This window comes from Methylorubrum suomiense, from assembly GCF_022179765.1.
Classification (GTDB): domain Bacteria; phylum Pseudomonadota; class Alphaproteobacteria; order Rhizobiales; family Beijerinckiaceae; genus Methylobacterium; species Methylobacterium suomiense.
The window spans coordinates 238,063-262,328 of the sequence record NZ_BPRE01000007.1 but is presented as its reverse complement, the minus strand read 5'-3'; the positions used below and the strand labels follow the sequence as shown (position 1 = coordinate 262,328).

Genomic DNA, 24,266 nt, shown 5'->3' with positions numbered 1-24,266 from the left:
ACTGTGAGGATCTAGGCTCGGTCTTGGCTATCCGTTGTCGACGACGCTGAGGTCATAGGCAGGTCGCACCCGCAACGACCGACGAGCGCTGTCAACTGCCATGAAAGCTGGAGGACGAGAAGGGAGGCCGATCGGCCTCCGTTCCGATGCGGTTCCGACGCGGGACGCTGCGGCGTCGGAGCGATATGTCAGCTCGGCGGCGCCAGGGCCTCGGGTGAGTCGGCGGCCTCGATCAGCCGGTCGCTCTCGTCCTTCAAGCCGACCCCGGTCAGCCCGCGGGAGAAGGCTTGAGTCAACAACCAGTTCAGCTTGAAGGCGGCGAGGTCGTGCGAGAGACCGGCCGGACGCACATTCGAGATGCAATTGCGCTCGGCATCCGAACGGCCAACCTTGGGATCGAAGGTAACGTAGAGGCCAAGACTGTCCGGCGAGGACAGGCCCGGTCGTTCCCCGATCACCACCGCCACGGCGCGGGCCCGCAGGGCTTCCGCCGCCTCGTCGCCGAGGGCGACCCGTGCCTGCGTCGCGATCACCACCGGGGCGAGCCGCCAGCCAGCGTTGTCCGCGTGCGGTTTGAAGGCCCTCAGCATGGCGGCAGCCCCCTCATGAACCGCCCGGGCTGACAGACCGTCGGCCACGACGAGGGCGAGATCGACCGATTCATGGGTCGCCTCGGCAAGGCTGGTGCGACCCTCCGGCGAGAGGCGGCGCCCGTAATCGGGCCGGCGAAGATAGGTCGCGCGATCCTCGGCGCGGGATGTCACCGTGACGGTGGGCAGCCCGAGCGCTTCGATCTCGGCGGCAACCTCCGCCGCATCCATCGCGGTGTGCACCGCGTCCCGTGCCTGCGCATGGGCGAGACCGAACTTGAGCACTTCACGGGTCGGCAGGCCTGCGCCGGCGCGACCCAGCCCGATGCGGGCCGGCGTCAGCGCGCCGAGGCGACGCCAGAGATCGTCGGTATCCCCGATCATGCGGCGAGCTCCGGTGCGACGGATATCAATCGGGATGCCGCATTGCCGGGCAAAAGGGTGCCGGTGGCATCGGTGAGCCCGATGCGGGCCAGCCATTCCTCGAATTCCGGGGCGCGCTTCAGGCCCAGGACCTCGCGGATGTAGAGTTGATCGTGGAACGAGGTGGATTGGTAGTTCAGCATCACGTCGTCGGCGCCGGGAATGCCCATAACGTAGGTGCAGCCAGCCGCCCCGAGCAGGGTGAGCAGCGTGTCCATATCGTCCTGATCGGCCTCGGCGTGATTGGTGTAGCAGACGTCGACACCGAGCGGCACGCCCATCAGCTTGCCGCAAAAATGATCCTCGAGGCCGGCACGGATGATCTCCTTGCCATCGTAGAGGTATTCGGGCCCGATGAAGCCCACCACCGTGTTGACGAGGAGCGGCCGGTAGCGTCGCGCCACCGCGTAGGCCCGGGCTTCGAGCGTCTGCTGATCGATGCCGTGATGGGCATCCGCGGAGAGGGCCGAGCCCTGTCCGGTCTCGAAATACATCACGTTGTCGCCCAAGCTCCCGCGCTTGAGGGCGAGCGCAGCCTCGTGCGCCTCCTTCAGGATCGGCAGCGTGACGCCGAAGCTCGCATTGGCCTTCTGGGTGCCGGCGATCGACTGGAACACGAGATCGACCGGCAGACCTCGGTTCATCGCGTCCAGTGTCGTGGTCACGTGGGTCAGCACGCAGGCTTGCGTCGGAATTTCGAGGCGGTCGATGATTCCGTCGAACAGGCGCAGCAGGCCGGCCATCGTCTGGATCGAGTCGGAGACCGGATTGATGCCGATGACCGCATCGCCGCAGCCGTAGCTCAATCCGTCGAGAATCGAGGCGGTGACGCCGGCGGGATCGTCGGTCGGGTGGTTCGGCTGGAGCCGCACGGCCAGCGTTCCCGGCAAGCCGATGGTGTTGCGGAATTTCGTCACCACCCGGCACTTGCGGGCGACGAGGATGAGATCCTGATTGCGCATGATCTTGGAGACGGCGGCCGCGATCTCCGGCGTCACGCCGGGCGCGATGCGGGCCAAGGTCTCGGACGTGGCGGTGAGCAGAAACTCGCGAAAATCGCCGACCGTCAGGTGAGCGATGTCGGCGAAGGCCGCCTCGTCGTGATCGTCGAGGATCAGACGGGTGACGTCGTCGTCCTCGTAGGGAATGAGCGGGCGTGCCAGGATCTCCTTCAACGGCACGTCGGCGAGGCACCAGCGCGCGGCCATGTTCTCCTCGGCCGATTCCGCGGCGATGCCCGCGAGGCAATCGCCGGAGCGGATCGGCGTCGCCTTGGCCATCAGCGTCGCCAAATCGGCAAAGACATGGGTCCGCGGGCCGACGGTATGGCGATAGGGCATTCAGTGGCTCTCCTGCTCCGATCCCAGGATGCAAGGATCGGGGGAGATGTCGAGGCGCGATGCCAGAATGGGCATCGGGCCGCCTGTCAACGACAGGCTCACCGGATTTCAGGTCGTATCCCGCGAGGAGACGCGAGCCGCGGGTTTTATGAAACCGTTTGGGCGAAGGGCGCCGTCGTCAGTTCGTCGCGGGTGCGGCGCGCCCCGCAGCACGGATGCGCTCCAGCACGCTCGCGTAATTCTCTGGCGTCAGGATACCGACGAGCTTGTCGCGAATGATGCCGTCCGGACCGATGACGAAGGTCTCGGGAACGCCGTAGACGCCGAGGTCGATGCCGGCGCGACCCGTCACGTCGGAACCGACCGCGGAGAACGGCAGTCCGTGACGTTCCAGCCAGCGGCGACCGGCATCCCCCGGATCCTTGTAGTCGATGCCGACCAGCCGGATGCCGGGTTCCTGCGCGAGCCGCATCAGCATCGGGTGCTCGACCTGGCAGGGTGCGCACCACGAGGCGAAGATGTTGAGGACCGTGACCTGACCCTTGAGGTCGGTGCTGCTGAGCCCCGGCACCGATATGCCTTTGGCTTGCAGGCCCGGCACGGGACCGAGCGCGAAGGTCGGCACCGGCTTGCCGATGAGGGCGGATGGCAGGGCCTGAGGGTCGGCCCCCGAGCGCAGGCGGACGAAGAAGACCACCGCAAGCACGGTGAAGACCACCACCGGCAGCAGGACGAGGAGCGAGCGCCGGGGGCGCTCCACCGTCGGATTCACGCTCACCGGTTGCTGCTCCGCTCGTCCTGGAGTTCGGCCAATGCGCGGAGCTGAGCCCGCCCGTCGCGCCAGCCATTGAGAATCAGGGCGCCGAGCACGAGCGCCGTGAAGCCGAACGCGCCCGCGATGAACGCTGTGTAGGGTCCGAACGCCATCGCTGGTCTCTCAGATCGCTTGACCGACGGGCAGCGATACCGCCGCCCGGGTGACGGGCGCCTGCACGCCCGCATCCAGCCGTTCGGCCTGGCGGATCAGCAGCGCCCGGACTCGGCGCCGGTAGATTTCGGTACGCATCGCCTGGAGATGCAGCGTCACGCCGAGAAGCGTCATGGCCAGGATCATCTCGAGGAGCGGGTAGAGCATCGACGCATGCAATGTCGGGCCGCCCATCCGGAGGATCGAAGCCGGCTGATGCAGCGTCGACCACCAGTTCACCGAGAACTTGATGATCGGCAGGTTGACTGCGCCGACGAGGGTGAGGATCGAGACCGCACGCGCGGCCCGGTTCGGATCCTCGATGGTGCGCCACAGGGCGATGATGCCGCAATAGAGAAGGAACAGCACCAGCATCGAAGTCAGTCGTGCATCCCAGACCCAGTAGGTGCCCCACATGGGCTTGCCCCAAAGGGAACCGGTGACAAGGCAGATCAGGGTGAAGGCCGCTCCGATCGGCGCGGCAGCGCGCTGCGAAACGTCAGCGAGGGGATGGCGCCAGACCAGCGAGCCAACGGCCGACAGGGCCATCGCTCCGTAGAACCCCATTCCGAGGACCGCCGCCGGCACGTGGATGTACATGATCCGCACCGTATCGCCCTGCTGGTAATCCGGCGGTACGGTGAAGAAGGTCAGGAACAGACCGACCGCGATCATCACGGCCGAGAGTCCAGCGAGCCAGGGCAAAGCGGCGCCCGACCAGCGCAGGAAATGGCCCGGTTGGGCGAGGCGGTTCCAGAGAGCGGTCCACATGCCACTCTCCATACCGCTTGCTGCGGCGCACCAGCAATGCGCGCGTTTCGCGCGGGTGGGATCACAAAGGCTTGTGTGCGATGCGCAACATTTGAGCAGCGTCGTTCGGAACGACAAGTCCGTCAAAGGATTGTGGGCTCACTCGCGCATCGATCGCAATGTCCGTTGTCGATCGAGCGCCCGTGTTGCAGTCCAAACCTCAAGGCACGGCCATGCTGATCCGCACCGGCTACGACATCGCGTTCGAAACCTTCGCCCCAACTCCGATGACGTTGCTGCTGAACGTGCATCCTTCCCGCAGGAAGGATCTGCGCAGCCCCGAGATCATCACGACCGATCCGCAGGTGCCGCAGCGGCAATCGCTCGACGCGTTCGGCAATGTCTGTACTCGGCTTCTGGCGCCGGCCGGACGCATCACGCTGTCGGCCGATTTCCTCGTCGAAGACTCCGGGTTGCCTGACATCGTCGAGCCGACGGCGCGGCAGCTCCCGGTGCACGAGTTGCCCGACGACGTGATGCCGTTTCTCCTCGGCAGCCGCTATTGCGACACCGACAAGCTGTGCCCGACGGCGTGGCAGCTCTTCGGCCAAACCCCGGAAGGCTGGGCCCGCGTGCAGGCGATCGTCGACTACGTGCACGAGCGCATCCATTTCGACTACCAGCAGGCCGACGCCACCCGCACGGCCTTCGACGGCTACACCCAGCAGGTCGGGGTCTGCCGCGACTTCGCCCATCTGGCCATCGCCTTCTGCCGCTGCATGAACATTCCGGCACGCTACTGCACCGGTTACCTCGGCGATATCGGCGTGCCGGCGGTGCCCGATCCGATGGACTTCTCGGCGTGGTTCGAGGTGTATCTCGATGGGCGCTGGTATACGTTCGACGCGCGCCACAACACGCCCCGCATCGGCCGGATCGTGATGGCGCGTGGGCGCGACGCCACCGATTGCGCGATCTCGACGAGCTTCGGCTCGGCGCGCCTCGTCCGATTCGACGTGCACACCGACGAGGTGACGCAGTCGGATGCCGTTCGCATCGAACAGGCGGCGTGACCCGCAATCCGCTCCCCTCCTGAACGGGAGGGGAGCGGCCCACGGCCTCTTCGGATTTCTACTCTTCGAGCCGACGCACGGCGCCCTTCGCCGCGCTGGTCGCCAGCATCGCATAGGCCCGCAAGGCCGTGCTGACCTTGCGCTTGCGCGGTGATGCCGGGCGCCACCCCTCCCGTTCGCGCAACGCACGGCGCTCCGCCAAGACGGTCTCGTCCACCGCCAAGTGAATGCGGCGGTTCGGGATGTCGATCTCGATCCGGTCCCCCTGTTCCACGAGGCCGATCAGACCGCCCTCGGCGGCCTCCGGCGACACGTGTCCGATGGAAAGACCCGACGAGCCGCCCGAAAAACGTCCATCGGTGACGAGCGCGCAGGCCTTACCGAGCCCCTTCGATTTCAGGTAGCTCGTCGGGTAGAGCATCTCCTGCATGCCCGGCCCCCCACGGGGGCCTTCGTAGCGGATCAGCACCACCTCACCGGCTTTGACTCGACCGTTCAGAATGCCGTCGACGGCCGCATCCTGGCTCTCGAAGACATGGGCCGTTCCGGTGAAGGTGAGGATCGATGCGTCGACCCCAGCGGTCTTCACGATGCAGCCGTCCTCGGCCAGGTTGCCGTAGAGCACGGCCAGGCCGCCATCCTTGGAATAGGCATGTTCCGCATCACGGATGACGCCGCCCGCCCGGTCGAGGTCGAGGTCGTCCCAGCGTGATTCCTGGCTGAAGGCGACCTGGGTCGGCACGCCGCCCGGGGCCGCGCGGAAGAATTTCTGCACCGATTCGCTGCGGGTCACAGTCACGTCCCAACGATCGAGCGTCTCGCCGAGGTTGCCGGCGCCGACATTGCCGACATTGCGGTCGATCAGGCCGGCGCGGTCGAGTTCGCCGAGGATCGCCATGATCCCACCGGCACGATGGACGTCCTCCATGTGGACGTTGGCCACCGCCGGGGCGACCTTGCACAGCACCGGCACGCGGCGCGACAACCGGTCGATATCCGCCATGGTAAAGGGCACCTCGCCCTCATGCGCGGCGGCAAGCAGGTGCAGCACCGTGTTGGTCGAACCGCCCATGGCGATGTCGAGGGTCATCGCGTTCTCGAAGGCCGCGAACGAGGCGACCGAGCGCGGCAGCACGCTGGCATCGTCCTGCTCGTAGTAGCGGCGGGCCAGATCGACCACGAGGTGCCCGGCCTCCACGAACAGGCGCTTGCGGTCGGCATGGGTCGCCAGGGTCGAGCCGTTGCCGGGGAGGGAGAGCCCCAGTGCCTCGGTGAGGCAGTTCATGGAATTGGCCGTGAACATCCCCGAGCAGGAACCGCAGGTCGGGCAGGCGGAGCGCTCGATGACGGCGACATCCTCGTCCGACACCCGGTCGTCGGCCGCCGCCACCATCGCATCGACGAGGTCGAACTTGCGGGTGATGCCGTTCATGACGACCTTGCCGGCCTCCATCGGCCCGCCGGAAACGAACACCGCCGGAATGTTGAGGCGGAGCGCCGCCATCAGCATGCCGGGGGTGATCTTGTCGCAATTCGAGATGCAGACCATGGCGTCCGCACAATGCGCGTTGACCATGTACTCGACCGAGTCGGCGATGAGTTCGCGAGACGGCAGCGAGTACAGCATCCCATCGTGACCCATGGCGATGCCGTCATCGACCGCGATGGTGTTGAATTCCTTGGCGACACCGCCCGCCTTCTCGATCTCGCGGGCGACGAGCTGACCCAAATCCTTCAGGTGGACATGGCCGGGCACGAACTGGGTGAACGAGTTCACCACCGCGATGATCGGCTTGCCGAAATCCGAGTCCTTCATGCCAGTGGCACGCCACAGGCCGCGGGCGCCGGCCATGTTGCGGCCATGGGTGGTGGTGCGGGAGCGATAGGCGGGCATTTTTGCTGATCGACTTTTCCAGCCGGATCGGCCGATGGGCCGGTCCTCCAAGACACGCCCTCATCCTGAGGTGCGAAGCGAAGCGGAGCCTCGAAGGAGGGCTCCAGAAGCCGCCGTGATCCCTGGAGCCCTCCTTCGAGGCCCCGTAAAGGCGGGCACCTCAGGAGGAGGGGTTCGGGTGGGACAACGCGGCTAGTGTCAGACCACCGCGGCGTGCTGCGCGTGCAGCCGGACGGAGGCCGCCGAGAGCTTGTTGAGGGCCGACAGATAGGCCTTTGCCGAAGCGACCAGGGTATCGGGATCCGCGCCGCGAGCCGTCACCGAGCGCTCGCCGGCCTTCAGCCGCACCGAGACCTCGGCCTGTGCATCGGTCCCCTCGGTGACGGCGTGGACCTGATAGAGCTCGAGGGTCGTGTCGTGCGGGACCATGGCGTGGATCGCGTTGAACACCGCGTCCACCGGCCCATTGCCGTCGGCCTCCTCGGTGAACGTGCGCCCGTCCATCTCGATCTTCATCGTGGCGCGCTGAGGCCCGCGGGTGCCCGCGATCACCGAGAGCGAGACCAGCCGGATCCGGTCATGCGCGGTCGCGAGATTCTGATCCACCAGCGCCTCGATGTCCTCGTCGTAGACGTGCTTCTTCCGGTCGGCCAGATCCTTGAAGCGCTCGAACACGTCCTGCATCTGGTTGTCGGACAGCGAGATGCCGAGTTCGGACAGCTTCGATTTGAACGCGGCCCGGCCCGAATGCTTGCCCATCACCAGGGAGGTCTTGGACAGACCGACGGAGGCCGGCGTCATGATCTCGTAGGTCTCGGCGTGCTTGAGCATGCCGTCCTGATGGATGCCGCTCTCATGGGCGAAGGCGTTCCGGCCGACGATGGCCTTGTTGTACTGGACCGGGAAATTGGCCGCGTGGCTGACGAGCTTGGAGGCGCGCGTCAGCATCGTGGTGTCGATCGCGGTCTCGTAGGGCATCACATCGCCCCGGGTGCGGATGGCCATCACGATCTCTTCGAGAGCCGCGTTGCCCGCCCGCTCACCGATCCCGTTGATCGTGCACTCGATCTGACGCGCGCCGCCCTCCAATCCGGCCAGCGAGTTCGCCACCGCCAATCCCAGGTCGTTGTGGCAATGCACCGAGAACACCGCTTTGTCGGCGTTCGGCACGCGCTCGCGCACCTGGCGGAACATCGCGCCGTATTCCTGAGGGGTCGCGTAGCCCACCGTGTCGGGGAGGTTGATGGTGGTGGCGCCCGCGCGAATCGCCGCCTCGACGCAGCGGCAGAGATAGTCGATGTCGGTCCGGGTCGCGTCCATGGCCGACCATTCCACGTCCGCGACGAGGTCGCGGGCCTGGGCCACGGTCTTCAGGATGATCTCGATCACCTCGTCCTGCGTCTTGCGCATCTGGTGGGCGAGATGGATCGCCGAGGTCGAGACGAAGGTATGGATGCGCCCGTTCTGCGCATGGCGCACCGCCTCGCCCGCGCGGGCGATGTCGGCGGGGATCGCGCGGGCGAGCCCGGCGATGGTGGCGCGCTTCGTGCGCCGGGCGATCTCGGAGACGGCCTCGAAATCCCCGTTCGACGCGATGGGGAAGCCTGCCTCGATGATGTCGACGCCCATCCCGTCGAGGAGCTCGGCAACGGCCAGCTTCTCGTCGAGGGTCATGGTGGCGCCGGGGCATTGCTCGCCGTCGCGCAGCGTCGTGTCGAAGATGACGACGCGGTCCTTCGGGGTGGTGTTCGTCATGGGTCTGTCCTCGCGGTCGGCGCGCTCGACCTCGTGAGGAGCGGCGCCGGAAAAGCCTGTATCCGGGTTGGCGCGGCATCCCCTGAGAGCCCAGGCGCCCACGCCCGGACGGCCCTCAGGGGCGGCTAAGAAGCAGGCCGACGAGGATGAGCGCGCGCGACGATACGGCCGCGGAAGCGGCGCCGTCACTCGTCTGCGCGGAGCGGCCAGGGGCCACGCTCTCTCTCCTCAGGGGCTGACTCGCCGGCAGACCGCCCGCGACCAGGGTTCGCGTGTGTATCGATTGGTGGGGAGTGTGACAAGCACAGCCGCGCCGAGCGATTGACCCGTCTCTTCGAGCACCGCACAAGTTCGCTCGACGAAAGCTTGGCCTTTCTCGAACGCGCCGCCCCCGAAGGGAGACACGCCTTGACCCTGCCTCGCTCCGCCGCTCTCCTCGCCGGCCTCGGTCTGTCGCTCGGCGCTTGCCAGTCGAGCGCGCCGCCGCCGATTGCGGCGGTGGCCGCCGCCCCGGCACCGGTGATCGCCGATCTGGCGCCGGGCGCCGGTTGTGCCCCGACCATCGCCCGCACCCAATCCATCGTCGCCGGCGACGTGCAGACCGGCGATCTGTCGGAGGCGGTCGGCAAGCGCTTCGGTGCCGATCTCGGCAAGGCGGCCGATGCCTGCGCCGCCGGACGCGACGCCGAGGCCTTGCGCCTGCACGCCGCGGCCAAGGCGCGCTACGGGTACCGGTAAGTCTCCGCCCCCGGCGCAAACCCTCCGGGTAGGAGCGAAAGGAAGCCGGGTTCCGACTCGGTCCTCTCTCAGTCCGGAAACACGCTCGCCAGATAGGCCTGAACGAAGCCGGGCATTCGCGCGGCGTCGATATCGGCGCGGGAGCGGGCGATGACGCTGTGGGCGAGTTCCGGCTCCGCCTCCTCGCCGCGATGGGCGTCGATGCGGGCCTTCAGCGATTCGGCATCGAGGTCGAACCGTACCGGGCGCAGGAAGGCGAGTTGTCCGTCGCCCCGCAGGAGAACCCAGTCTCCGGCCGCGTCCTCGGGCAACGAAAGGCCCGTCTCCTCCAAGAACTCGCGCTCGGCGCTGCCGGCCAGATCGACCGTATCGTCGTCGCGCCGATCGCCCGGATCGGGCGTGCCGCAGGGGAAGTAGATCTGACCGGCATTGGCGGTCTGCGCGCCCATCACGCCGAGCACCACCGCGCCATCGGCGCTGAGCGGCACGATCGCGGCAAAGGCGTTGGCGACGAGCGCATCCGGCACGCCCGCATCGCGAAAGGCGATGAAGCGCGAGTACCGCACCTCGAAGAACGCTGCCTCGCAGGCACCGTCCTCGATGGCGCAGCCGCTCGCCAAGTAGACCGGGCCGTCGAACAGCTCCGGCGTGGCTTCCAAACGGCGTTGCCAATTCCGCTCGATCGACGCCTCGTTGTCCCTGGCCCAGACCCATTCGTAGGGTACGAGACGAGCGGCGATGCGCGTCAACGGCGTCAGGGTAAAGCCGGGAGCCGGCAGGCTCGACCCGTCAATCGACATGCAATGTTCCCTCGGCGATCAGAACCGCGGCGCCACCGATCTCGGCCGAGCGCAAAGCGCCCTCGGTGATGACGAGTTGAAGCGCGATCGCGCTCGGGCGACCCATGGCGATGCCCTGGCGGATGAGCACGTCGTGGGTCCCGTCACCCAAGGGCTCGAATTGCATCAGCACGCTGGCGAAGGCCGCCGCGGCGCTGCCCGTGGCCGGATCCTCGCGCACGCCGAGCCGCGGAGCGAACATCCGCGCCTGATACTGATGGCCGATGCCCTCGGGATCGAGAGCGTAGAGATAGAGCGCGTCCGCCTCCCTCCTAAAAAGCCGGGCAAGACCGGCTTCGTCGATCCGTGCCCGGTCGAGAGCGTCACGGCTTGCCAGGGGAACGAAGGCGAAAGCGGGCCCCGCGGAGTGGCGGCTGGGATGATGTCGATGGAAGCCGATCTCCGAGTGACTCAAGCCAAGCGCAGCGGCCAGCGCCTCCGCCTTGGGAGCCTCGCCGAGATAGGTCGGCAGAACCGGCAGCTTGAAGCGCGCGCGGCCGGAGCGCCCATCCGCATCCGCCTCGACCACGCAGGAAACGGTGCCGATGCGCTCTTCGAGACCGAACGCTACGGCGTCCGCCGCCTCGACCTCGGCCCGCTCGGAACGGTCGCGCAGAGCGAGGAGCAAAGCCGTCCCGACGGTCGGATGACCGGCGAAGGGGAGTTCGCGGGCCGGCGTGAAGATCCGCAACGCCGCCCTGTGGCGCCCCTCCGCGGGAGCGGAGACGAACACCGTCTCGGACAAATTGAACTCGCGGGCGATGGACTGCATCGTCGCCTCATCCAATCCATCGGAGTCCAGCACCACCGCCAGCGGGTTTCCGGCAAGCGGCGTGCCGGTGAACACGTCGAGGATGGCGTAGCGGCGTTTGGGCATCCGGAATGTCCTCGTCCTCAAACGGCTTCGACCGGGAAGGCGCTCGTCGGCGCCACGAACTCGTCCTGCGCCTCCACCGTCAGCAACTCCTCCGCGCCCGCCTCCGCCGTGCGGCGCAGGAGACCGTGGATCGACGCCGCCGCCATGCCGAGGGCCAGAGCCGCCGAGCGTGTGCGCCAGTAATGCACGAGATAGAGCGCGGCGACCGCGTCGCCCGCGCCCGAGACCGCCTTCAGATCGAGGCGCGGAGTCCGCACCCGCCAGAATGCCCCGCCTTCGCCCGCCATCATGTCGATGGTCTCCGGCGGCGTCTCGGCGGTGGTCAGCGAGGTGACCAGCACGACCCTCGGGCCCAAAGCCTGGACGGCATTCACAGCCGCCTTGGCGGCGGCCAGCGTATCGGTCGGTCGCCCGGCGATGAGATCGAGCTCGAACTGGTTGGGTGTGAGGATGTCGGCCGCCGGTACCGCTTGGCTCCGCATGAAATCGGCGATGCCCGGGCGAACATAGACCCCGGAATAGGTGTCACCGATCACCGGATCGCAGCAATAGATCGCCTCGCGATTGGCCGCCCTGACGGCGGCGACCGCCCGCAGGATCGCCGTGCCGATATCGGCCGATCCCATATAGCCGGACAGCACCGCGTCACAGTGCTTCAGCGCGCCGCGTTCGGCCACGCCCTGGATCACCTCCTCGACCGCCGGTCCATCGAACACCCGACCGCGCCAAGCCCCGTAGCCGGTATGGTTGGAGAACTGCACGGTGTGCACCGGCCAGACCTCCACCCCGAGCCGCTGCATCGGGAACACCGCGGAGGCGTTGCCGACATGGCCGTAGGCAACGTGCGACTGGATCGACAGAACCTTCATGCAGGGCGTTCTCGGCGCTCCGGGTTACGGCGTCCACTGCGTTCGTAACCCGATTGGCCCTCCGGTGCATCCCGTGCCCTTGCTGCCGCGTTGCGGACCGGACAAGGGACGCCCTGAGGCACCGGAGACGGCATGGACTTCGAGACGATCAAGCAGACGGTGCTCACCTTCGTGGAGACCCACAAGGCCTGGGCACCGGTCGTGACGGCGGTCATCGCCTTCTGCGAGTCGCTGGCGTTCCTGTCGCTGCTCGTACCCGCCACCTTCATCCTGCTCGCCATCGGCGCGCTGATCGGATCGAGCGACCTGCCGTTCTGGCCCATGGTGATCGGGGCCGGCATCGGCGCCGGCATCGGCGATTGGGTGTCCTACGAGGTTGGCCATTACTTCAAGGACGACGTGAAGCGGGTCTGGCCGATGAAGCGCTATCCTGAGATGACCGACAAGGCCGAGGATTTCCTCCGACGCTGGGGTGCGGGCGCAGTGGCGATCGGGCGCTTCATCGGTCCGGCCCGCGCAGTAGTGCCGCTGGTGGCGGGCTCCTTCGGGGTCAATCGCATCCCGTTTCAGGTCGCAAACTGGCTATCGGCCTTCGTCTGGGCCTTCCTGATGCTGGCCCCCGGAGCCGGTTTGCTGACATGGTTCAAGCATTGAGATGCGCCGCTTCCCGCCCGAACGGATCGTCTGCCTGACGGAGGAGACCGTCGAGACGCTGTATCTGCTCGGCGAGGAGCATCGCATCGTCGGCGTCTCGGGCTACGCGGTGCGCCCTCCGCGGGTGCGCAAGGAGAAACCGCGCGTCTCGGCTTTCACGAGCGCGGACATCCCGAAGATCCTCGCCCTCGACCCAGACCTCGTCCTCGCCTTTTCCGACCTCCAGGCCGGGATCGCCGCCGACCTCGCCCGTGCGGGGATCGCCGTTCACCTCTTCAACCAGCGCGACGTGGCCGGCTGCCTCGCGATGATCCGCACGCTGGGCGCCCTCGTCGGCGCCGCGGAGCGGGCCGACGCCCTGGCCCGCTCCTACGAAGCGCGTCTGAGGGACGCCGCTGCGGCAGAAGCCGAACGGCCACGCCTTAAGGTCTATTTCGAGGAATGGGACGAGCCGATGATCTCCGGCATCGGCTGGGTCTCCGATCTGATCGGACATGCGGGCGGCTGCGACGTCTTTCCGGATCTGAGCCGGGCCCAAGCCGCCAAGGACCGCATCGTCACGTCGGAGCAGGTGATCGCCGCGGCACCCGACGTGATTCTCGCCTCTTGGTGCGGAAAGCGCGTCAATATCGAGCGCATCCGCGCGCGGCCGGGCTGGCACGACATCCCCGCGGTGGCGGCCGGGCGTATCTATGAGATCAAGTCGCCGCTGATCCTCCAACCGGGCCCGGCGGCGCTGAGCGACGGGTTCGATGCGATCCGCGCGGCCCTCGGATGAGCGTGGTCGGAAATTACCGGTGGATGCGTAGCGTCCCCCCGGGCCCAACCCGGAAGCGCGGGAGCGACCCGCATCAGAAGCCTGAAACATTGCCGCAGGTGACAGCGGCGGCTGGCGCCTGCCAGGATAGGCCGGTCACGATTCGGCCTCACCCGCAAGCCATCGCCCCGCCATGTCCACAGCCCTCGCGTCGCCCGCCCTCGCGCACGTGGTTCTCCCGCCCGATCGGCGGCAATCGCCGACGGCGCTCAACATCCAGCGCGGGGTCCGTCGCCTGTTTGCCGAAATGGGCTGCGTAACCTTGCCGGAATTCTCTCTCGCCAATGGGCGTCGGGCCGACGTGATCGCCCTGTGCGGAGCGGGAAAGCTCACCATCGTCGAGATCAAGTCGAGCGTGGCCGATTTCCGTGCGGACCGGAAATGGCCGGATTACCGCGATTACTGCGATCGGTTCTACTTCGCGATTCCCGAGAGCGTACCCGAAAGCCTTATCCCGGAGGATTGCGGCCTCATCGTCGCCGATGCCTTCGGCGCTGCGATCCTGCGTGCGCCCCCGGATCATCCCCTGAGTGGACCGCGACGCAAGGCCGTGACCCTGCGCTTCGCCCATCTCGCCGCCGGATTGCTGCACGCTTTGGCCGATCCCGGAGCGATCCGCGAGGGCGCGCTCTGAGATCGATTCGATGCGGTCACGCTTATGGGGCGCCTCAGGCCGCGCGGACCGTGTCGAGGAAGCGCTGAACCTCGGTACGCAGGTGTTCGGATTGCTGAGACAGGCCGGAGGCCGCGCCGAGCACTTCGTTCGCCGCCGTGCCGGTCCGCTCCGCCGCCTGGGCGACCGTTACGATGTTGGCGGTCACCTCACCGGTTCCGGCCGCCGCCTGGGCCACGTTGCGGACGATCTCCTGCGTGGCCGCGCCCTGCTGCTCGACGGCCGCGGCGATCGAGGTGGCAACGCCGCTGATCTGGCGGATCCGGTCGGTGATGCCGTCGATCGCGCCGACCGCCCTGCCGGTCGAGTCCTGGATCCGGCCGATCTGATTCGAGATCTCGTCGGTGGCCCGCGCGGTCTGGTTGGCGAGTTCCTTGACCTCGGCCGCGACGACGGCGAAGCCGCGACCGGCGTCGCCGGCGCGCGCCGCCTCGATCGTCGCGTTGAGCGCCAGCAGATTGGTCTGTCCGGCGATCGTCGAGATCATCGCCACCACGTCGCCGATCCGGGTCGCAGCGCCGCTCAATTCCTGTACCAGGACGGCGGTTTCGCTCGCTTCGGTCACGGCGCTCCCGGCGAGCAGCGCCGAGCCGTCGACCTGTCGACCGATCTCCTGCACGGAGGCCCCGAGTTCCTCCGCCGCTGCGGCGACAGTGCCGACATTCGCGGCGGCTTCCTCGGCGGCGGCCGCCACCGACGTCGATTGTCCCGCCGTCTGCGACGCCGTACCGGCCATGCTCCGCGCGGTCGCTTGGAGCTGCGTCGCGGCCGCTCCCACAGAGGCGACGATCCCGCTCACAGCGCGCTCGAAGCCGTCGGCCATGGCCAGGGTGGCGGCCTTGCGCTGGGCTTCCGCACCGGCGCGGGCGAGAGCGGATTCCTCTTCGAGAGCGCGGCTGCGGATGAGATTGTCCTTGAACACCTGAACGGCGGCGGCCATCGCACCGATCTCGTCACGACGCTCCTGGTACGGTGTCACGGCGGTGGCATCGCCCGAGGCGAGGCGGTCCATCGCCGCCGTCATGGCGGTGATCGGTCGGGCGATGCGCAGCATGGCCATCATCGAAGCGGCGACGGCGACCGCGACGGCAAGGGCCATCGCCACGTAGGACGCGACGCTCGCCGCCTCCGCCTCGGCCACGCTGACAGCAGCGCTGTGTTTCGCGCCGCGCTCGTTCAATAGGACGTCCTGCATGATGACCTCGCGCATCGCCGCGTAGGTCCGGATGTTCTCCGCTGCGACGAGAACCGTCAGCGCCTCGTCGAACTTGCCGGCCTCGACCAGTGACTCGATCGGCCGGTTCATGACGAGATACTGTTCCCACAAGCGCAGGAAGGGCGCGTAGACGCTGCGCTCTTCCTCGGAGGAGATCAGCGGCTCGTACCGGTTCCGGGCGGTCGACACGGCCCCGAGCGACGCGAGGTAGTCGGTCCGATGCGTGGCGCGGCGCTGAGGATCAGCGGATGCGGTGATGTAGCGGTATTGGAGGATGCGGACCTGATCGATTTCGCTGCGCAGCCCCGCGAGTGCGGTCATCGATGGCAGCCAATTGGTCGATACCTCATTGGCCTCGTAGCGGATCCCCGACAGCTTGATCGTCGAGAGTATGCCCTGCCCGCAGGCTATGGCCGCCATCAGGGCGAAGAGGCCGGCGAGGGTTGTCTTGAGAGATATCCCTCGGCGCGTTCCCGAACCCGAACCCATGACGATTCTCCCGACACGCTCGTCACGGCCGCGGCCGGTCTGGCGCGCCGTCGGAGCTCTCCCCCGCGGCGAGACGACAATACCGGGACGCTCAACGATTGATGAAGACGGCGACTGACGACCCGTGTGATTTCGAGCCGGGATGCGCCAGAAAATGCGCGCTCATCGAGCAACTTTCGACGTATTAATACAAAAACGCCGCATCTACATTAAATTAACTGCCTTATTCATTTCTAGGTAGTATCTGTATACATAATTTTGCAGCGACGGGTTGTTCGGAGGTGGGTAGCGGCGCCAAATTTTGCCTCTTCACGTCTCCGTGACAGGTCAAATTCTCTCGGACTAATCCGTCCGGCCAGTCGTGGCCGTCTGACAGGCTTCCAGGACAAAAACCCGGATCGCCGAAGAGAGATTGCGCCCTTCGCGCGCCGCATCCACGGCGCCGACGAGGGCCTGGACCGATTGGCCCCGGGTTCGAGCCAGGGCCTGGAGGGCCTCCCAGAACTCGGTCTCGAGCGAGATGCTGGTGCGATGGCCCGCGATACTGACCGAGCGCTTGACGATGCCCGGCTGCGGTGCCGCGCTCATTCCTTGTCGGGATCGGTCAGACGGTGGCCTTCGTGGCGGGCGGTCTCAATGGACTTGCGCGTCTCGGCCAGGGTCTTGGCCTTCTTGGGACGGCCGAACAGAACCCGGTTCTCCGCAGCCTTCGCCTCCCGCTCGGCCTTCTCGCGCGCCTTGCGCACCTGCCGCAGGTTGATGATCTCGGCCACCCCGTCCTCCGTCATCGCCCGGCGCAGGGTATCGCCCGCGCCGGGCCGGAAGTTTGCGCTTATTCGGCGCCCGGCGCCAGCATGGTTTCCGGCCGCACCACGCGCTCGAATTCCTCTTCGGTGACGTAGCCCAGTCGCAGAGCCTCGTCCTTGAGCGTGGTGCCGTTCTTGTGCGCGGTCTTGGCGATCTCGGCAGCCTTGTCGTAGCCGATCGACGGGGCGAGGGCCGTCACCAGCATCAGCGAACGGCTCATCAGATCCGCGATGCGATCCTCGTTGGCCTTGATGCCGACGACGCAATTGTCGGTGAAGCTCACTGCCGCATCCGCGAGCAGCCGCACCGATTGCAGCACCGCGTTGGCGATCACCGGCTTGAACACGTTGAGTTCGAAATGGCCCTGGCTGCCGGCGAAGCTCACCGTCGTGCCGTTGCCGATGACCTGCGCGCAGACCATCGTCAGCGCCTCGCACTGCGTCGGATTGACCTTCCCCGGCATGATCGACGAGCCGGGCTCGTTCTCCGGCAGCGAGAGTTCGCCGAGGCCGGAGCGCGGGCCGGATCCGAGCAGGCGGATGTCGTTGGCGATCTTGAACAGGCCCGAGGCCAGAGCCGAGAGGGCGCCCTGGAGGAAGACGAGGGCGTCGTGGGTCGCCAGCGCCTCGAACTTGTTCTCGGCGGAGGTGAAGGGCAGCCCGGTCAACTCGGCGACCTTGGCGGCGAAACGATCCGCGAATTCCGGATGGGCGTTCAAACCGGTGCCGACGGCGGTACCGCCCTGCGCCAGCGCCAGCACGCCGGGCAAAGTCGCGGCGATCCGGGCGCCGCCGAGGGCGACCTGCGCGGCGTAGCCCGAGAATTCCTGGCCCAGCGAGACCGGCGTCGCATCCTGGAGATGGGTTCGGCCGATCTTCACGACGCTCTCGAACGCCTTCGCCTTGGCGTCCAGCGCCCCGTGCAGGTGCGTCAGGGCCGGCATCAGGCGCTCCTGCACCTCACGGGCGACCGCGATGTGCATGGCCGTGGGGAAAGTGTCGTTCGAGGATTGGCCGCGGTTGCAATGGTCGTTGGGGTGAACCGGCGATTTGCCGCCGCGCTTGCCGCCGAGCCGCTCGTTGGCGAGGCTGGCAATGACCTCGTTGGCGTTCATGTTGGACTGGGTGCCCGAGCCGGTCTGCCAGACGACCAGGGGGAACTCGTCGTCGTGCTTTCCGGCGACGACCTCGGCGGCCGATTCGGCGATGGCGTCGGCGACCTTGGCGTCGAGCCCGCCGAGATCCTTGTTCACCAGCGCGGCGGCCTGCTTCACGATGCCCAGCGCATGGACCAGGGGCGCCGGCTGCCGCTCGGTGCCGATGCGGAAATTCTGGATCGAGCGCTGGGTCTGCGCGCCCCAGTAGCGGTGGGCCGGCACCTCGATCGGACCGAAGGTGTCGGATTCCGTGCGGGTCTCGACGCGGGACTCGGCAGCTGGGGACTCGTGCGGCGACATCGTGGCCTCTTCGTTGGCTCGGGCGTGCCCCTACTTAACGAAGCCGAGGCTCGAGCGCGATGGCGCCCCGCGGAGGGGCGTGACGCATCTCCCGCTCCGTCACCGCGAAGGTTGTTCGGCCGATGCAGGACACGATTTCCCTTACGGCCGAGACCCTCACGGCGCGCCCGCCGTTCCGGCCGCAAGTGCCGCCACCGCTAACCCGGCCGCTCGGTCTGTTCGCCTTCCTCAAGGCCGTGCGGGAGAACTCCATCGCGACCTGGATGGAATCGCATTTCGAGGATTTCGTCGTAGCGGGCGAGGGCGCGATGGGGCGCATCACGGTGGTGAGCGAGCCCGATCTCGTGCGCTACCTCCTGGTCGAGAACGGTGCGAATTACCGCAAGGACGACCTGCAACGCCGCGTGCTCGCTCCCGGTCTCGGAAACGGCCTGCTGACCGCCGAGGGTGACGAGTGGCGCCTGCAGCGCCGCACCATGGCGCCGATCTTCTCCGCGCGCCACGTCGCCGGCTTCCTCACACAGATGGATGCCGCCGGCGCCCGGGTCGCCAAGCGCCTCGCCCGCCGCGACGGCGCCAGCATCGATGTCGTGCTGGAGATGACCCGCACCACCCTCGACGTGCTGGAGCGGACGATCTTCACCCAGGGCCTGCCCGGCGATCCCGATGCTCTCGGCCGCGCCCTGACGCGTCTTCTCGAATCGATCGGGCCGATCGACCCGCTCGACGTGTTCGGCGTCCCCGGCTTCGTGCCCCGGCTCGGGCGGCTCAAGGCGCGGCCGTCATTGCGATACTTCGCCGAAGTCGTCGACGAACTTCTGGATCGTCGCAAGGCGGCGCTGGCCAGGGGCGAGGCGCCCCACGATCTGATGACCCTGCTTCTGGCGGCGCAGGATCCCGAATCCGGCAAGGGCCTCTCGGACCTGGAGGTGAAGGCCAACATCGTCACCTTCATCGCCGCCGGACACGAGACGACCGCCAACGCCCTCACCTGGGCGCTCTACTGCATCTCGCAGGACGAGGCGGTGCAGTCCCGACTCGAGGCAGAGGTCGATGCCGCCGTCGGCGGCGACGGCACCATGCGGCTCGACCGCCTTCCCTTCACGAAGGCGGTGATGGAAGAGACCTTGCGGCTGTTCCCGCCGGTGCCGTTCCTCAGCCGCCAAGCGCTGCGCGACGATCGCATCGGCCGTGTGAAGATCCCCCGCAACTCGACCGTGATCATCGCGCCCTACGTGATGCAGCGGCACAAGAAGCTGTGGGAGGCGCCCGACGCGTTCATCCCGGATCGGTTCTTCGGCGAGCGGCGGGACGCGGTCCGACGCTTCTCCTACCTGCCGTTCGGTGCCGGCCCCCGGATCTGCATCGGCCAGAGCTTCTCGCTGCACGAGGCGACCCTCGTCCTTGCCCGCGTCATCCACGCGGTGCGGCTCACCCTGCCGGAAGGGCATCCGCCGGTCACGCCACTCCATCGCGTGACCTTGCGCCCGAAGAACGGCTTGCGAATGGTCGTCACGCGGCGTCATTGACGCCGATGTGGCACCGCTTCCGAATGCCCGCGATGCCGACTGAAGAGTTTGCCTGCCCATGAAAAGCCTGCCGATCCTCGCCGTCCTCGCCGCCGCCTGCGGTGTGGCTACTCTCGCTCTCGCCGAGGGCTCCCATCACCACGATCACGGGACGACGTCCTCATCCAGCAAGGAGGTCGAGACCTCCGCGACCCGTGCCTTCCGGAAGGCCGACGCGCAGATGCACGGCGAGATGGCGATCCGCTACACCGGTGATGTCGACGTCGATTTCGTGCGCGGCATGATCCCCCATCACCGGGGCGCCGTCGCCATGGCGAAGGTGGCCCTGGAGCATTCGAAGAACCCGGAGATCCGCAAGCTCGCGGAGGAGATCGTTCGTTCGCAGGATGGCGAGATCGCCTGGATGGAGAAGTTCCTGAAGGAGCGAGGCGTCACCCAACCGCGCTGACCGCCGCGGACGGGATCTCGCCGGCCGGCCTGCGACCGTTTCGCACTGCACTGGCCGAGTTCCTCACATGGGCTAATTGAAATGCTTCCAGATTGGGAGCCGACCCATGGGACAGCACGACAGCCTCACCGTTTCGCTGCGCGTCAACGGCGAGCCTCACGACATCGCCCTCGACGACCCGCGGGTGACCCTTCTCGACCTGCTGCGGGAACGCCTCGGACTCACCGGATCGAAGAAAGGCTGCGACCGCGGCCAGTGCGGTGCCTGCACCGTGCTGGTCGATGGACGGCGGGTGAATTCCTGCCTCAGCCTCGCGATCAGCCTCGACGGCTCCGAGATCACCACCATCGAGGGTCTGGCTCAGGGTGACACCCTTCATCCGGTCCAGGCCGCCTTCATCGCGCATGACGGCTTCCAGTGCGGCTTCTGCACGCCCGGCCAGATCATGAGTGCCGTCGGCCTCATCCGCGAGGGACATGCGGGCGACGATCCCGAGCGGGTGCGGGAAGCCATGAGCGGCAATCTCTGTCGCTGCGGCGCCTATATCGGCATCACCGAGGCCGTGCTCGACGCGCAGGCCAGGATGGCATCCGACCGCCAGGGAGAAGCCGCGTGAACCGCTTCGACTACGTTCGCGCCCAGACCGTCGCGGAAGCCGTGTCGGCGGCGTCCGAGCCGGGTGCGGCCTACCTCGCCGCCGGGACCAACCTCCTCGACCTGATGAAGGGCGGTGTCACGCGACCCAATCGGCTCGTCGATGTTACGCACCTGCCCGATCTCGATCGGATCGAGCGCCTGCCCGACGGTGGGTTCCGCGTCGGCGCCCTCGTGCGCAACAGCGACCTCGCCTACGATCCGACCTTTGCGAAGGCCTATCCCTCCGTGGCCGAGGCCTTGCTGTCGGGGGCGTCGGCGCAGTTGCGCAATGCCGCCACCGTCGCCGGCAATCTGATGCAGCGCACGCGCTGCCCGTATTTCTACGACCCGGCCAGCGCCTGCAACAAGCGCGAGCCCGGCGCGGGTTGCGAGGCGCGGGGCGGCGAGACCAGGCTCCACGCCATCCTGGGCTGGAGCGAGCACTGCATCGCGACCCACCCGTCGGATTTCTGCGTATCTTTGGTGGCCCTCGATGCCGAGGTCGAGATCGCGGGCCATGAAGGAACGCGCAAAGTCTCGCTCGACGCCTTCCATCGCCTGCCGGGCGATGCACCGCAGCACGAAAGCGTGCTGACGCCGGGCGAATTGATCGTCGCCCTTCACCTGCCGGCCGCTTCGGCAGCGTTCGCCGACCATTCCCGATATATGAAGATCCGCGACCGGACCTCCTACGCCTTCGCCGTCGTCTCGGCCGCCGCATCCCTACGCCTCGATCACGGACGGATCGTGGAAGGCCGTCTCGCTCTGGGCGGCGTCGCCTTGAAGCCCTGGCGGGCCCGGGAGGCGGAAGTCGTGCTGGCCGGGGCCGAGATCTCCGAGACCCTGTTCCGGCAGGCGGCGGACGCGGCGCTGGTCGCGGCCAAGCCCTCCGGCGACAATGCCTTCAAGATCGAACTCGCCCGCCGGCTGATCGTGCGCACCCTCGCGCGCGCCGCCGCCGGGACGCCGGCGCGCATGCCCGCGCTGCCGGCCTCCGCCTTCGCCTCCGAGAAGGACACGCTCCATGCCTGATATCGCTTACGAGCAGGCCCGGCACGGGTCGAGCATCGGCCAGCCGCTGACCCGACGCGACGGCTTCCTGAAGGTCACGGGCGGCGCGACCTTCGCCGCCGACAATCGTCCCGAGGGGATGCTGCACGCGGTGCTGGCCGTGAGCCGGATCGCCAAGGGGCGCGTTGCGCATCTCGACGTCGCGGCGGCCGAGGCCCATCCCGGCGTCGTCGCGGTGATGACGCCGCAGAACGCCCCGAAGCTCGCCGCCGATCCGGACGCCAAGAACGATCCCTTCACCTTCCGGCTCGATCTCCTCCAGAACGATCGGGTTCGCTATGCGCATCAACCGATCGCCGTCGTGATCGCCGAGACGCTGGAAGCCGCCACCGAAGGCGCCGAATTGCTGGCCCCCCGATACGAGACCGAAGCGCCCCGCATCGGTCTCGATACCGCCGAGCCTCATAAACCGCAGGCTGTCGGAGCGGGCGACAAGACGGCCGCCACAAAGGGCGATATCGAGGCCGGTCTCGCGGGAGCCGCGCGGCGGATCGAAGCCGTGTACGAAACGCCGGCGCAGTACCACAACGCCATGGAACCCCACGCCATCGTGGCGCAATGGGACGGCGACCGCTTGACCGTGGACACGCCGAGCCAGGGCATGACGATGGCGACGATGCGGCTCGCCGGTCTCTTCGGGATCGATCCCAAGAACATCCTGGTCCGTTCGCCCTTCCTGGGCGGTGGCTTCGGTTCCAAAGGTTTCCTGTCGGGCCCGCAGGTTCTGGGCGTGATGGCGGCCAAGCTCGTCGACCGGCCCGTCAAACTCGTGCTGCGCCGGGAGCAGATGTTCGGCCCCGTCGGCCATCGGGCCGAGACGCGTCAGACCCTGCGCCTCGGCGCAGACGGGTCCGGCGCCCTGACCGCCCTCGACCACCATACGCTCACCGCCACCAGCAGCCACGACGATTTCTACGAGCCGGCGAGCGCGCTCTCGCGCTATCTCTATGCGGCACCGACGCTCTCGACGACGCATTCGGGTGTGCGCGTCGATACCGGGACGCCGCTTTTCATGCGCGCCCCGGGTGAGGCGTCGGGGAGCGCGGCCTTGGAAGCCGCCATCGACGAGATGGCCGAGGCCTGCGGCGTCGATCCGCTGGTCTTCCGCCAGATGAACTATGCCGAGGCCGAGCCGATCTCCGACCGGCCGTTCTCGTCGAAGGCCTTGCGCGAGTGCTACGAGCAGGGAGCCGCGCGTTTCGGTTGGGAGCGCCGCTCGGCGGCGCCGCGCTCCATGCGCGACGAGGCCGGGCGATTGATCGGGTGGGGCGTCGGCACCGCCCTGTTCCCCGCCCTGATGATGCAGGCGGAAGCACGCGCCGAGATTCGTGCGGATGGCAGCGGTGTTGTCGCCATCGGCGCCCACGACATGGGACAGGGGGCCTGGACGGCGCTCGCACAGATCGCGGCGGATGGACTGGGTCTCGATCTGGATCAGCTCGATTTCCGCAGCGGCAGCTCGGATCTACCGAACGGCGGGATCGCGGGCGGCTCGGCCCATACCGCCACGGCGGGTTCGGCGATCCACGCCGCCGCCGCCGCCGTGCTGGCGCAGCTCTCGGACTTGGCCACCAACGACGAGAACTCGCCCCTCTTCGGTGCCGGCAATGCCGGCGTCTATGCCAGCAAAGGCCGCTTGATCCGTCGCGACGACGAGAGCCGCAGCGAATCGTTCACGGATATCCTCGCGCGTGCGGGGCGCGCGTCGATCTCGGCGTCCGGCAAGGGTGCGCCCGATCCGGCCGCCCGGGAATCCTATGCCATGCATGCCCACGGGGCGGTCTTCGCGGAGGTCAGCGTCGATCCCGATCTCGGACAGATCCGGGTGACGCGGCTCGTCGGGGCCTTCGCGGCGGGACGGGTCGTCAATCCCCGGCTGGTGACCAGCCAGTATTACGGCGGCATGATCTGGGGTGTCTCGTTCGCGCTCCACGAGAACGCGGTGGTCGATCCTCGCACCGGCCGGGTGATGAATCCCAATCTCGGTGAGTACCACGTGCCGGTGAATGCCGATGTGCCCTCGATCGAGGCGATCCTGGTCGAGGAGAACGATCCGCACGTGAATCCGCTCGGGATCAAGGGTGTCGGCGAGATCGGCATCACGGGAACGGCCGGCGCCATCGCCAATGCGGTCTATCATGCGACCGGCGTGCGCGTCCGCAAGATGCCGATCACTCTCGACAAGCTACTGGGGTGAGATTCCGACCATAGCATTGGCCTAAGAGGTCGGAGACAACGTCAAGAAGTTGTTTCGAAGAATATTTCAGAGCACCGTACCGTATGAAGTATCCGGTACGGTGCTCTCAATACGGCCGTTCCAACGGGCCGCGCGCCTTCGACAGGGCCTGACGGGAC

General features: G+C 67.5%; 24 protein-coding genes. 10 read left to right on the top strand and 14 right to left on the bottom strand.

Annotated elements, in window-relative coordinates; all coding sequences use genetic code 11:
* Positions 1–188: 188 nt before the first annotated feature.
* The 5 genes from eutC to MFF26_RS13445 all read right to left on the bottom strand — a co-directional run bounded on the left by eutC (position 189) and on the right by MFF26_RS13445 (position 4,091).
* Positions 189–974 carry an ethanolamine ammonia-lyase subunit EutC gene (gene eutC / locus MFF26_RS13465; protein WP_238308100.1) on the bottom strand — a complete coding sequence of 262 codons (786 nt, stop codon included), beginning with the start codon at positions 972–974 and terminating at the stop codon, positions 189–191.
* Complete coding sequence (locus MFF26_RS13460) at positions 971–2,353, bottom strand: ethanolamine ammonia-lyase subunit EutB (RefSeq protein ID WP_137830047.1); 1,383 nt, start codon at positions 2,351–2,353, stop codon at positions 971–973. The genes eutC and MFF26_RS13460 overlap by 4 nt, the downstream gene beginning before the upstream one ends.
* A 178-nt stretch (positions 2,354–2,531) precedes the next feature.
* Positions 2,532–3,125: a DsbE family thiol:disulfide interchange protein gene (locus MFF26_RS13455; RefSeq protein WP_171015487.1), complete on the bottom strand. Its 594-nt coding sequence runs from the start codon at positions 3,123–3,125 to the stop codon at positions 2,532–2,534.
* Positions 3,126–3,127: 2 nt separating this feature from the next.
* Entirely contained in the window at positions 3,128–3,280 is a 153-nt protein-coding gene (ccmD, locus tag MFF26_RS13450) for a heme exporter protein CcmD (RefSeq protein WP_137830049.1), read from the bottom strand.
* A 10-nt stretch (positions 3,281–3,290) separates the two neighbouring features.
* Positions 3,291–4,091 carry a heme ABC transporter permease gene (locus MFF26_RS13445; protein ID WP_137830050.1) on the bottom strand — a complete coding sequence of 267 codons (801 nt, stop codon included), beginning with the start codon at positions 4,089–4,091 and terminating at the stop codon, positions 3,291–3,293.
* 212 nt (positions 4,092–4,303) lie between these two features.
* Here MFF26_RS13445 and MFF26_RS13440 point away from each other — a divergent pair, with 212 nt between their 5' ends.
* Entirely contained in the window at positions 4,304–5,143 is an 840-nt protein-coding gene (locus MFF26_RS13440) for a transglutaminase-like domain-containing protein (RefSeq protein WP_238308099.1), read from the top strand.
* A gap of 58 nt (positions 5,144–5,201) precedes the next feature.
* Here the strand turns inward: MFF26_RS13440 and ilvD are convergent, their stop codons facing one another.
* A complete protein-coding gene (gene ilvD, locus MFF26_RS13435; protein ID WP_238308098.1) occupies positions 5,202–7,037 on the bottom strand; it encodes a dihydroxy-acid dehydratase in 1,836 nt (611 codons plus the stop codon).
* Positions 7,038–7,235: 198 nt separating this feature from the next.
* Complete coding sequence (locus MFF26_RS13430; RefSeq protein WP_137830053.1) at positions 7,236–8,792, bottom strand: 2-isopropylmalate synthase; 1,557 nt, start codon at positions 8,790–8,792, stop codon at positions 7,236–7,238.
* Between the two features lie 408 nt (positions 8,793–9,200).
* Between MFF26_RS13430 and MFF26_RS13425 the strand changes: the two genes are divergently transcribed.
* Positions 9,201–9,530 carry a hypothetical protein gene (locus MFF26_RS13425; protein ID WP_137830054.1) on the top strand — a complete coding sequence of 110 codons (330 nt, stop codon included), beginning with the start codon at positions 9,201–9,203 and terminating at the stop codon, positions 9,528–9,530.
* A 68-nt stretch (positions 9,531–9,598) separates the two neighbouring features.
* Here MFF26_RS13425 and MFF26_RS13420 read toward each other — a convergent pair whose 3' ends face one another.
* From MFF26_RS13420 to pdxY, 3 genes are read right to left on the bottom strand one after another with little or no spacing between them, the layout of a single operon-like run.
* Positions 9,599–10,330 carry an NUDIX hydrolase gene (locus MFF26_RS13420; RefSeq protein WP_137830055.1) on the bottom strand — a complete coding sequence of 244 codons (732 nt, stop codon included), beginning with the start codon at positions 10,328–10,330 and terminating at the stop codon, positions 9,599–9,601.
* The gene (locus tag MFF26_RS13415; RefSeq protein ID WP_238308097.1) at positions 10,320–11,246 is read right to left on the bottom strand and encodes a PhzF family phenazine biosynthesis protein; all 927 of its coding nucleotides are present in this window, start codon (positions 11,244–11,246) and stop codon (positions 10,320–10,322) included. Before MFF26_RS13415 ends, MFF26_RS13420 begins: the two co-directional genes overlap by 11 nt.
* 17 nt (positions 11,247–11,263) lie before the next feature.
* Positions 11,264–12,115, bottom strand: a complete 852-nt coding sequence (pdxY, locus tag MFF26_RS13410; RefSeq protein ID WP_137830057.1) for a pyridoxal kinase PdxY — start codon at positions 12,113–12,115, stop codon at positions 11,264–11,266.
* 132 nt (positions 12,116–12,247) lie between these two features.
* Here pdxY and MFF26_RS13405 point away from each other — a divergent pair, with 132 nt between their 5' ends.
* The 3 genes from MFF26_RS13405 (at position 12,248) to MFF26_RS13395 (ending at position 14,220) form a co-directional block, all read left to right on the top strand.
* Entirely contained in the window at positions 12,248–12,769 is a 522-nt protein-coding gene (locus tag MFF26_RS13405) for a DedA family protein (protein ID WP_137830058.1), read from the top strand.
* A gap of 1 nt (position 12,770) precedes the next feature.
* Positions 12,771–13,547, top strand: a complete 777-nt coding sequence (locus MFF26_RS13400; protein ID WP_137830059.1) for a cobalamin-binding protein — start codon at positions 12,771–12,773, stop codon at positions 13,545–13,547.
* A gap of 172 nt (positions 13,548–13,719) precedes the next feature.
* Complete coding sequence (locus MFF26_RS13395) at positions 13,720–14,220, top strand: MmcB family DNA repair protein (protein ID WP_137830060.1); 501 nt, start codon at positions 13,720–13,722, stop codon at positions 14,218–14,220.
* Positions 14,221–14,254: 34 nt separating this feature from the next.
* Here the strand turns inward: MFF26_RS13395 and MFF26_RS13390 are convergent, their stop codons facing one another.
* The 4 genes from MFF26_RS13390 to fumC all read right to left on the bottom strand — a co-directional run bounded on the left by MFF26_RS13390 (position 14,255) and on the right by fumC (position 18,227).
* Positions 14,255–15,964 (bottom strand): methyl-accepting chemotaxis protein, encoded by a 1,710-nt coding sequence (locus MFF26_RS13390; protein ID WP_137830061.1) that lies wholly within the window; start codon positions 15,962–15,964, stop codon positions 14,255–14,257.
* Positions 15,965–16,306: 342 nt separating this feature from the next.
* On the bottom strand, positions 16,307–16,552 hold the full coding sequence (locus MFF26_RS13385; protein WP_137830062.1) for a ribbon-helix-helix domain-containing protein: 246 nt from the start codon (positions 16,550–16,552) through the stop codon (positions 16,307–16,309).
* Positions 16,549–16,737 (bottom strand): DUF4169 family protein, encoded by a 189-nt coding sequence (locus tag MFF26_RS13380; protein WP_137830093.1) that lies wholly within the window; start codon positions 16,735–16,737, stop codon positions 16,549–16,551. Before MFF26_RS13380 ends, MFF26_RS13385 begins: the two co-directional genes overlap by 4 nt.
* Positions 16,738–16,796: 59 nt before the next feature.
* Positions 16,797–18,227: a class II fumarate hydratase gene (gene fumC, locus MFF26_RS13375; RefSeq protein ID WP_137830063.1), complete on the bottom strand. Its 1,431-nt coding sequence runs from the start codon at positions 18,225–18,227 to the stop codon at positions 16,797–16,799.
* 122 nt (positions 18,228–18,349) lie between these two features.
* On the opposite strand from fumC, the gene MFF26_RS13370 reads away from it, so the two are divergent.
* From MFF26_RS13370 to MFF26_RS13350, 5 genes are all read left to right on the top strand, one after another.
* Positions 18,350–19,756: a cytochrome P450 gene (locus MFF26_RS13370; RefSeq protein WP_238308096.1), complete on the top strand. Its 1,407-nt coding sequence runs from the start codon at positions 18,350–18,352 to the stop codon at positions 19,754–19,756.
* A 58-nt stretch (positions 19,757–19,814) separates the two neighbouring features.
* Complete coding sequence (copM, locus tag MFF26_RS13365) at positions 19,815–20,204, top strand: CopM family metallochaperone (RefSeq protein ID WP_137830065.1); 390 nt, start codon at positions 19,815–19,817, stop codon at positions 20,202–20,204.
* A gap of 106 nt (positions 20,205–20,310) precedes the next feature.
* The gene (locus tag MFF26_RS13360) at positions 20,311–20,820 is read left to right on the top strand and encodes a (2Fe-2S)-binding protein (protein WP_137830066.1); all 510 of its coding nucleotides are present in this window, start codon (positions 20,311–20,313) and stop codon (positions 20,818–20,820) included.
* A complete protein-coding gene (locus MFF26_RS13355) occupies positions 20,817–21,872 on the top strand; it encodes an FAD binding domain-containing protein (RefSeq protein ID WP_238308095.1) in 1,056 nt (351 codons plus the stop codon). The genes MFF26_RS13360 and MFF26_RS13355 overlap by 4 nt, the downstream gene beginning before the upstream one ends.
* Positions 21,865–24,108, top strand: coding sequence for a xanthine dehydrogenase family protein molybdopterin-binding subunit (locus MFF26_RS13350; RefSeq protein WP_238308094.1), 2,244 nt, complete (start codon positions 21,865–21,867; stop codon positions 24,106–24,108). Before MFF26_RS13355 ends, MFF26_RS13350 begins: the two co-directional genes overlap by 8 nt.
* Positions 24,109–24,266 lie beyond the last annotated feature (158 nt).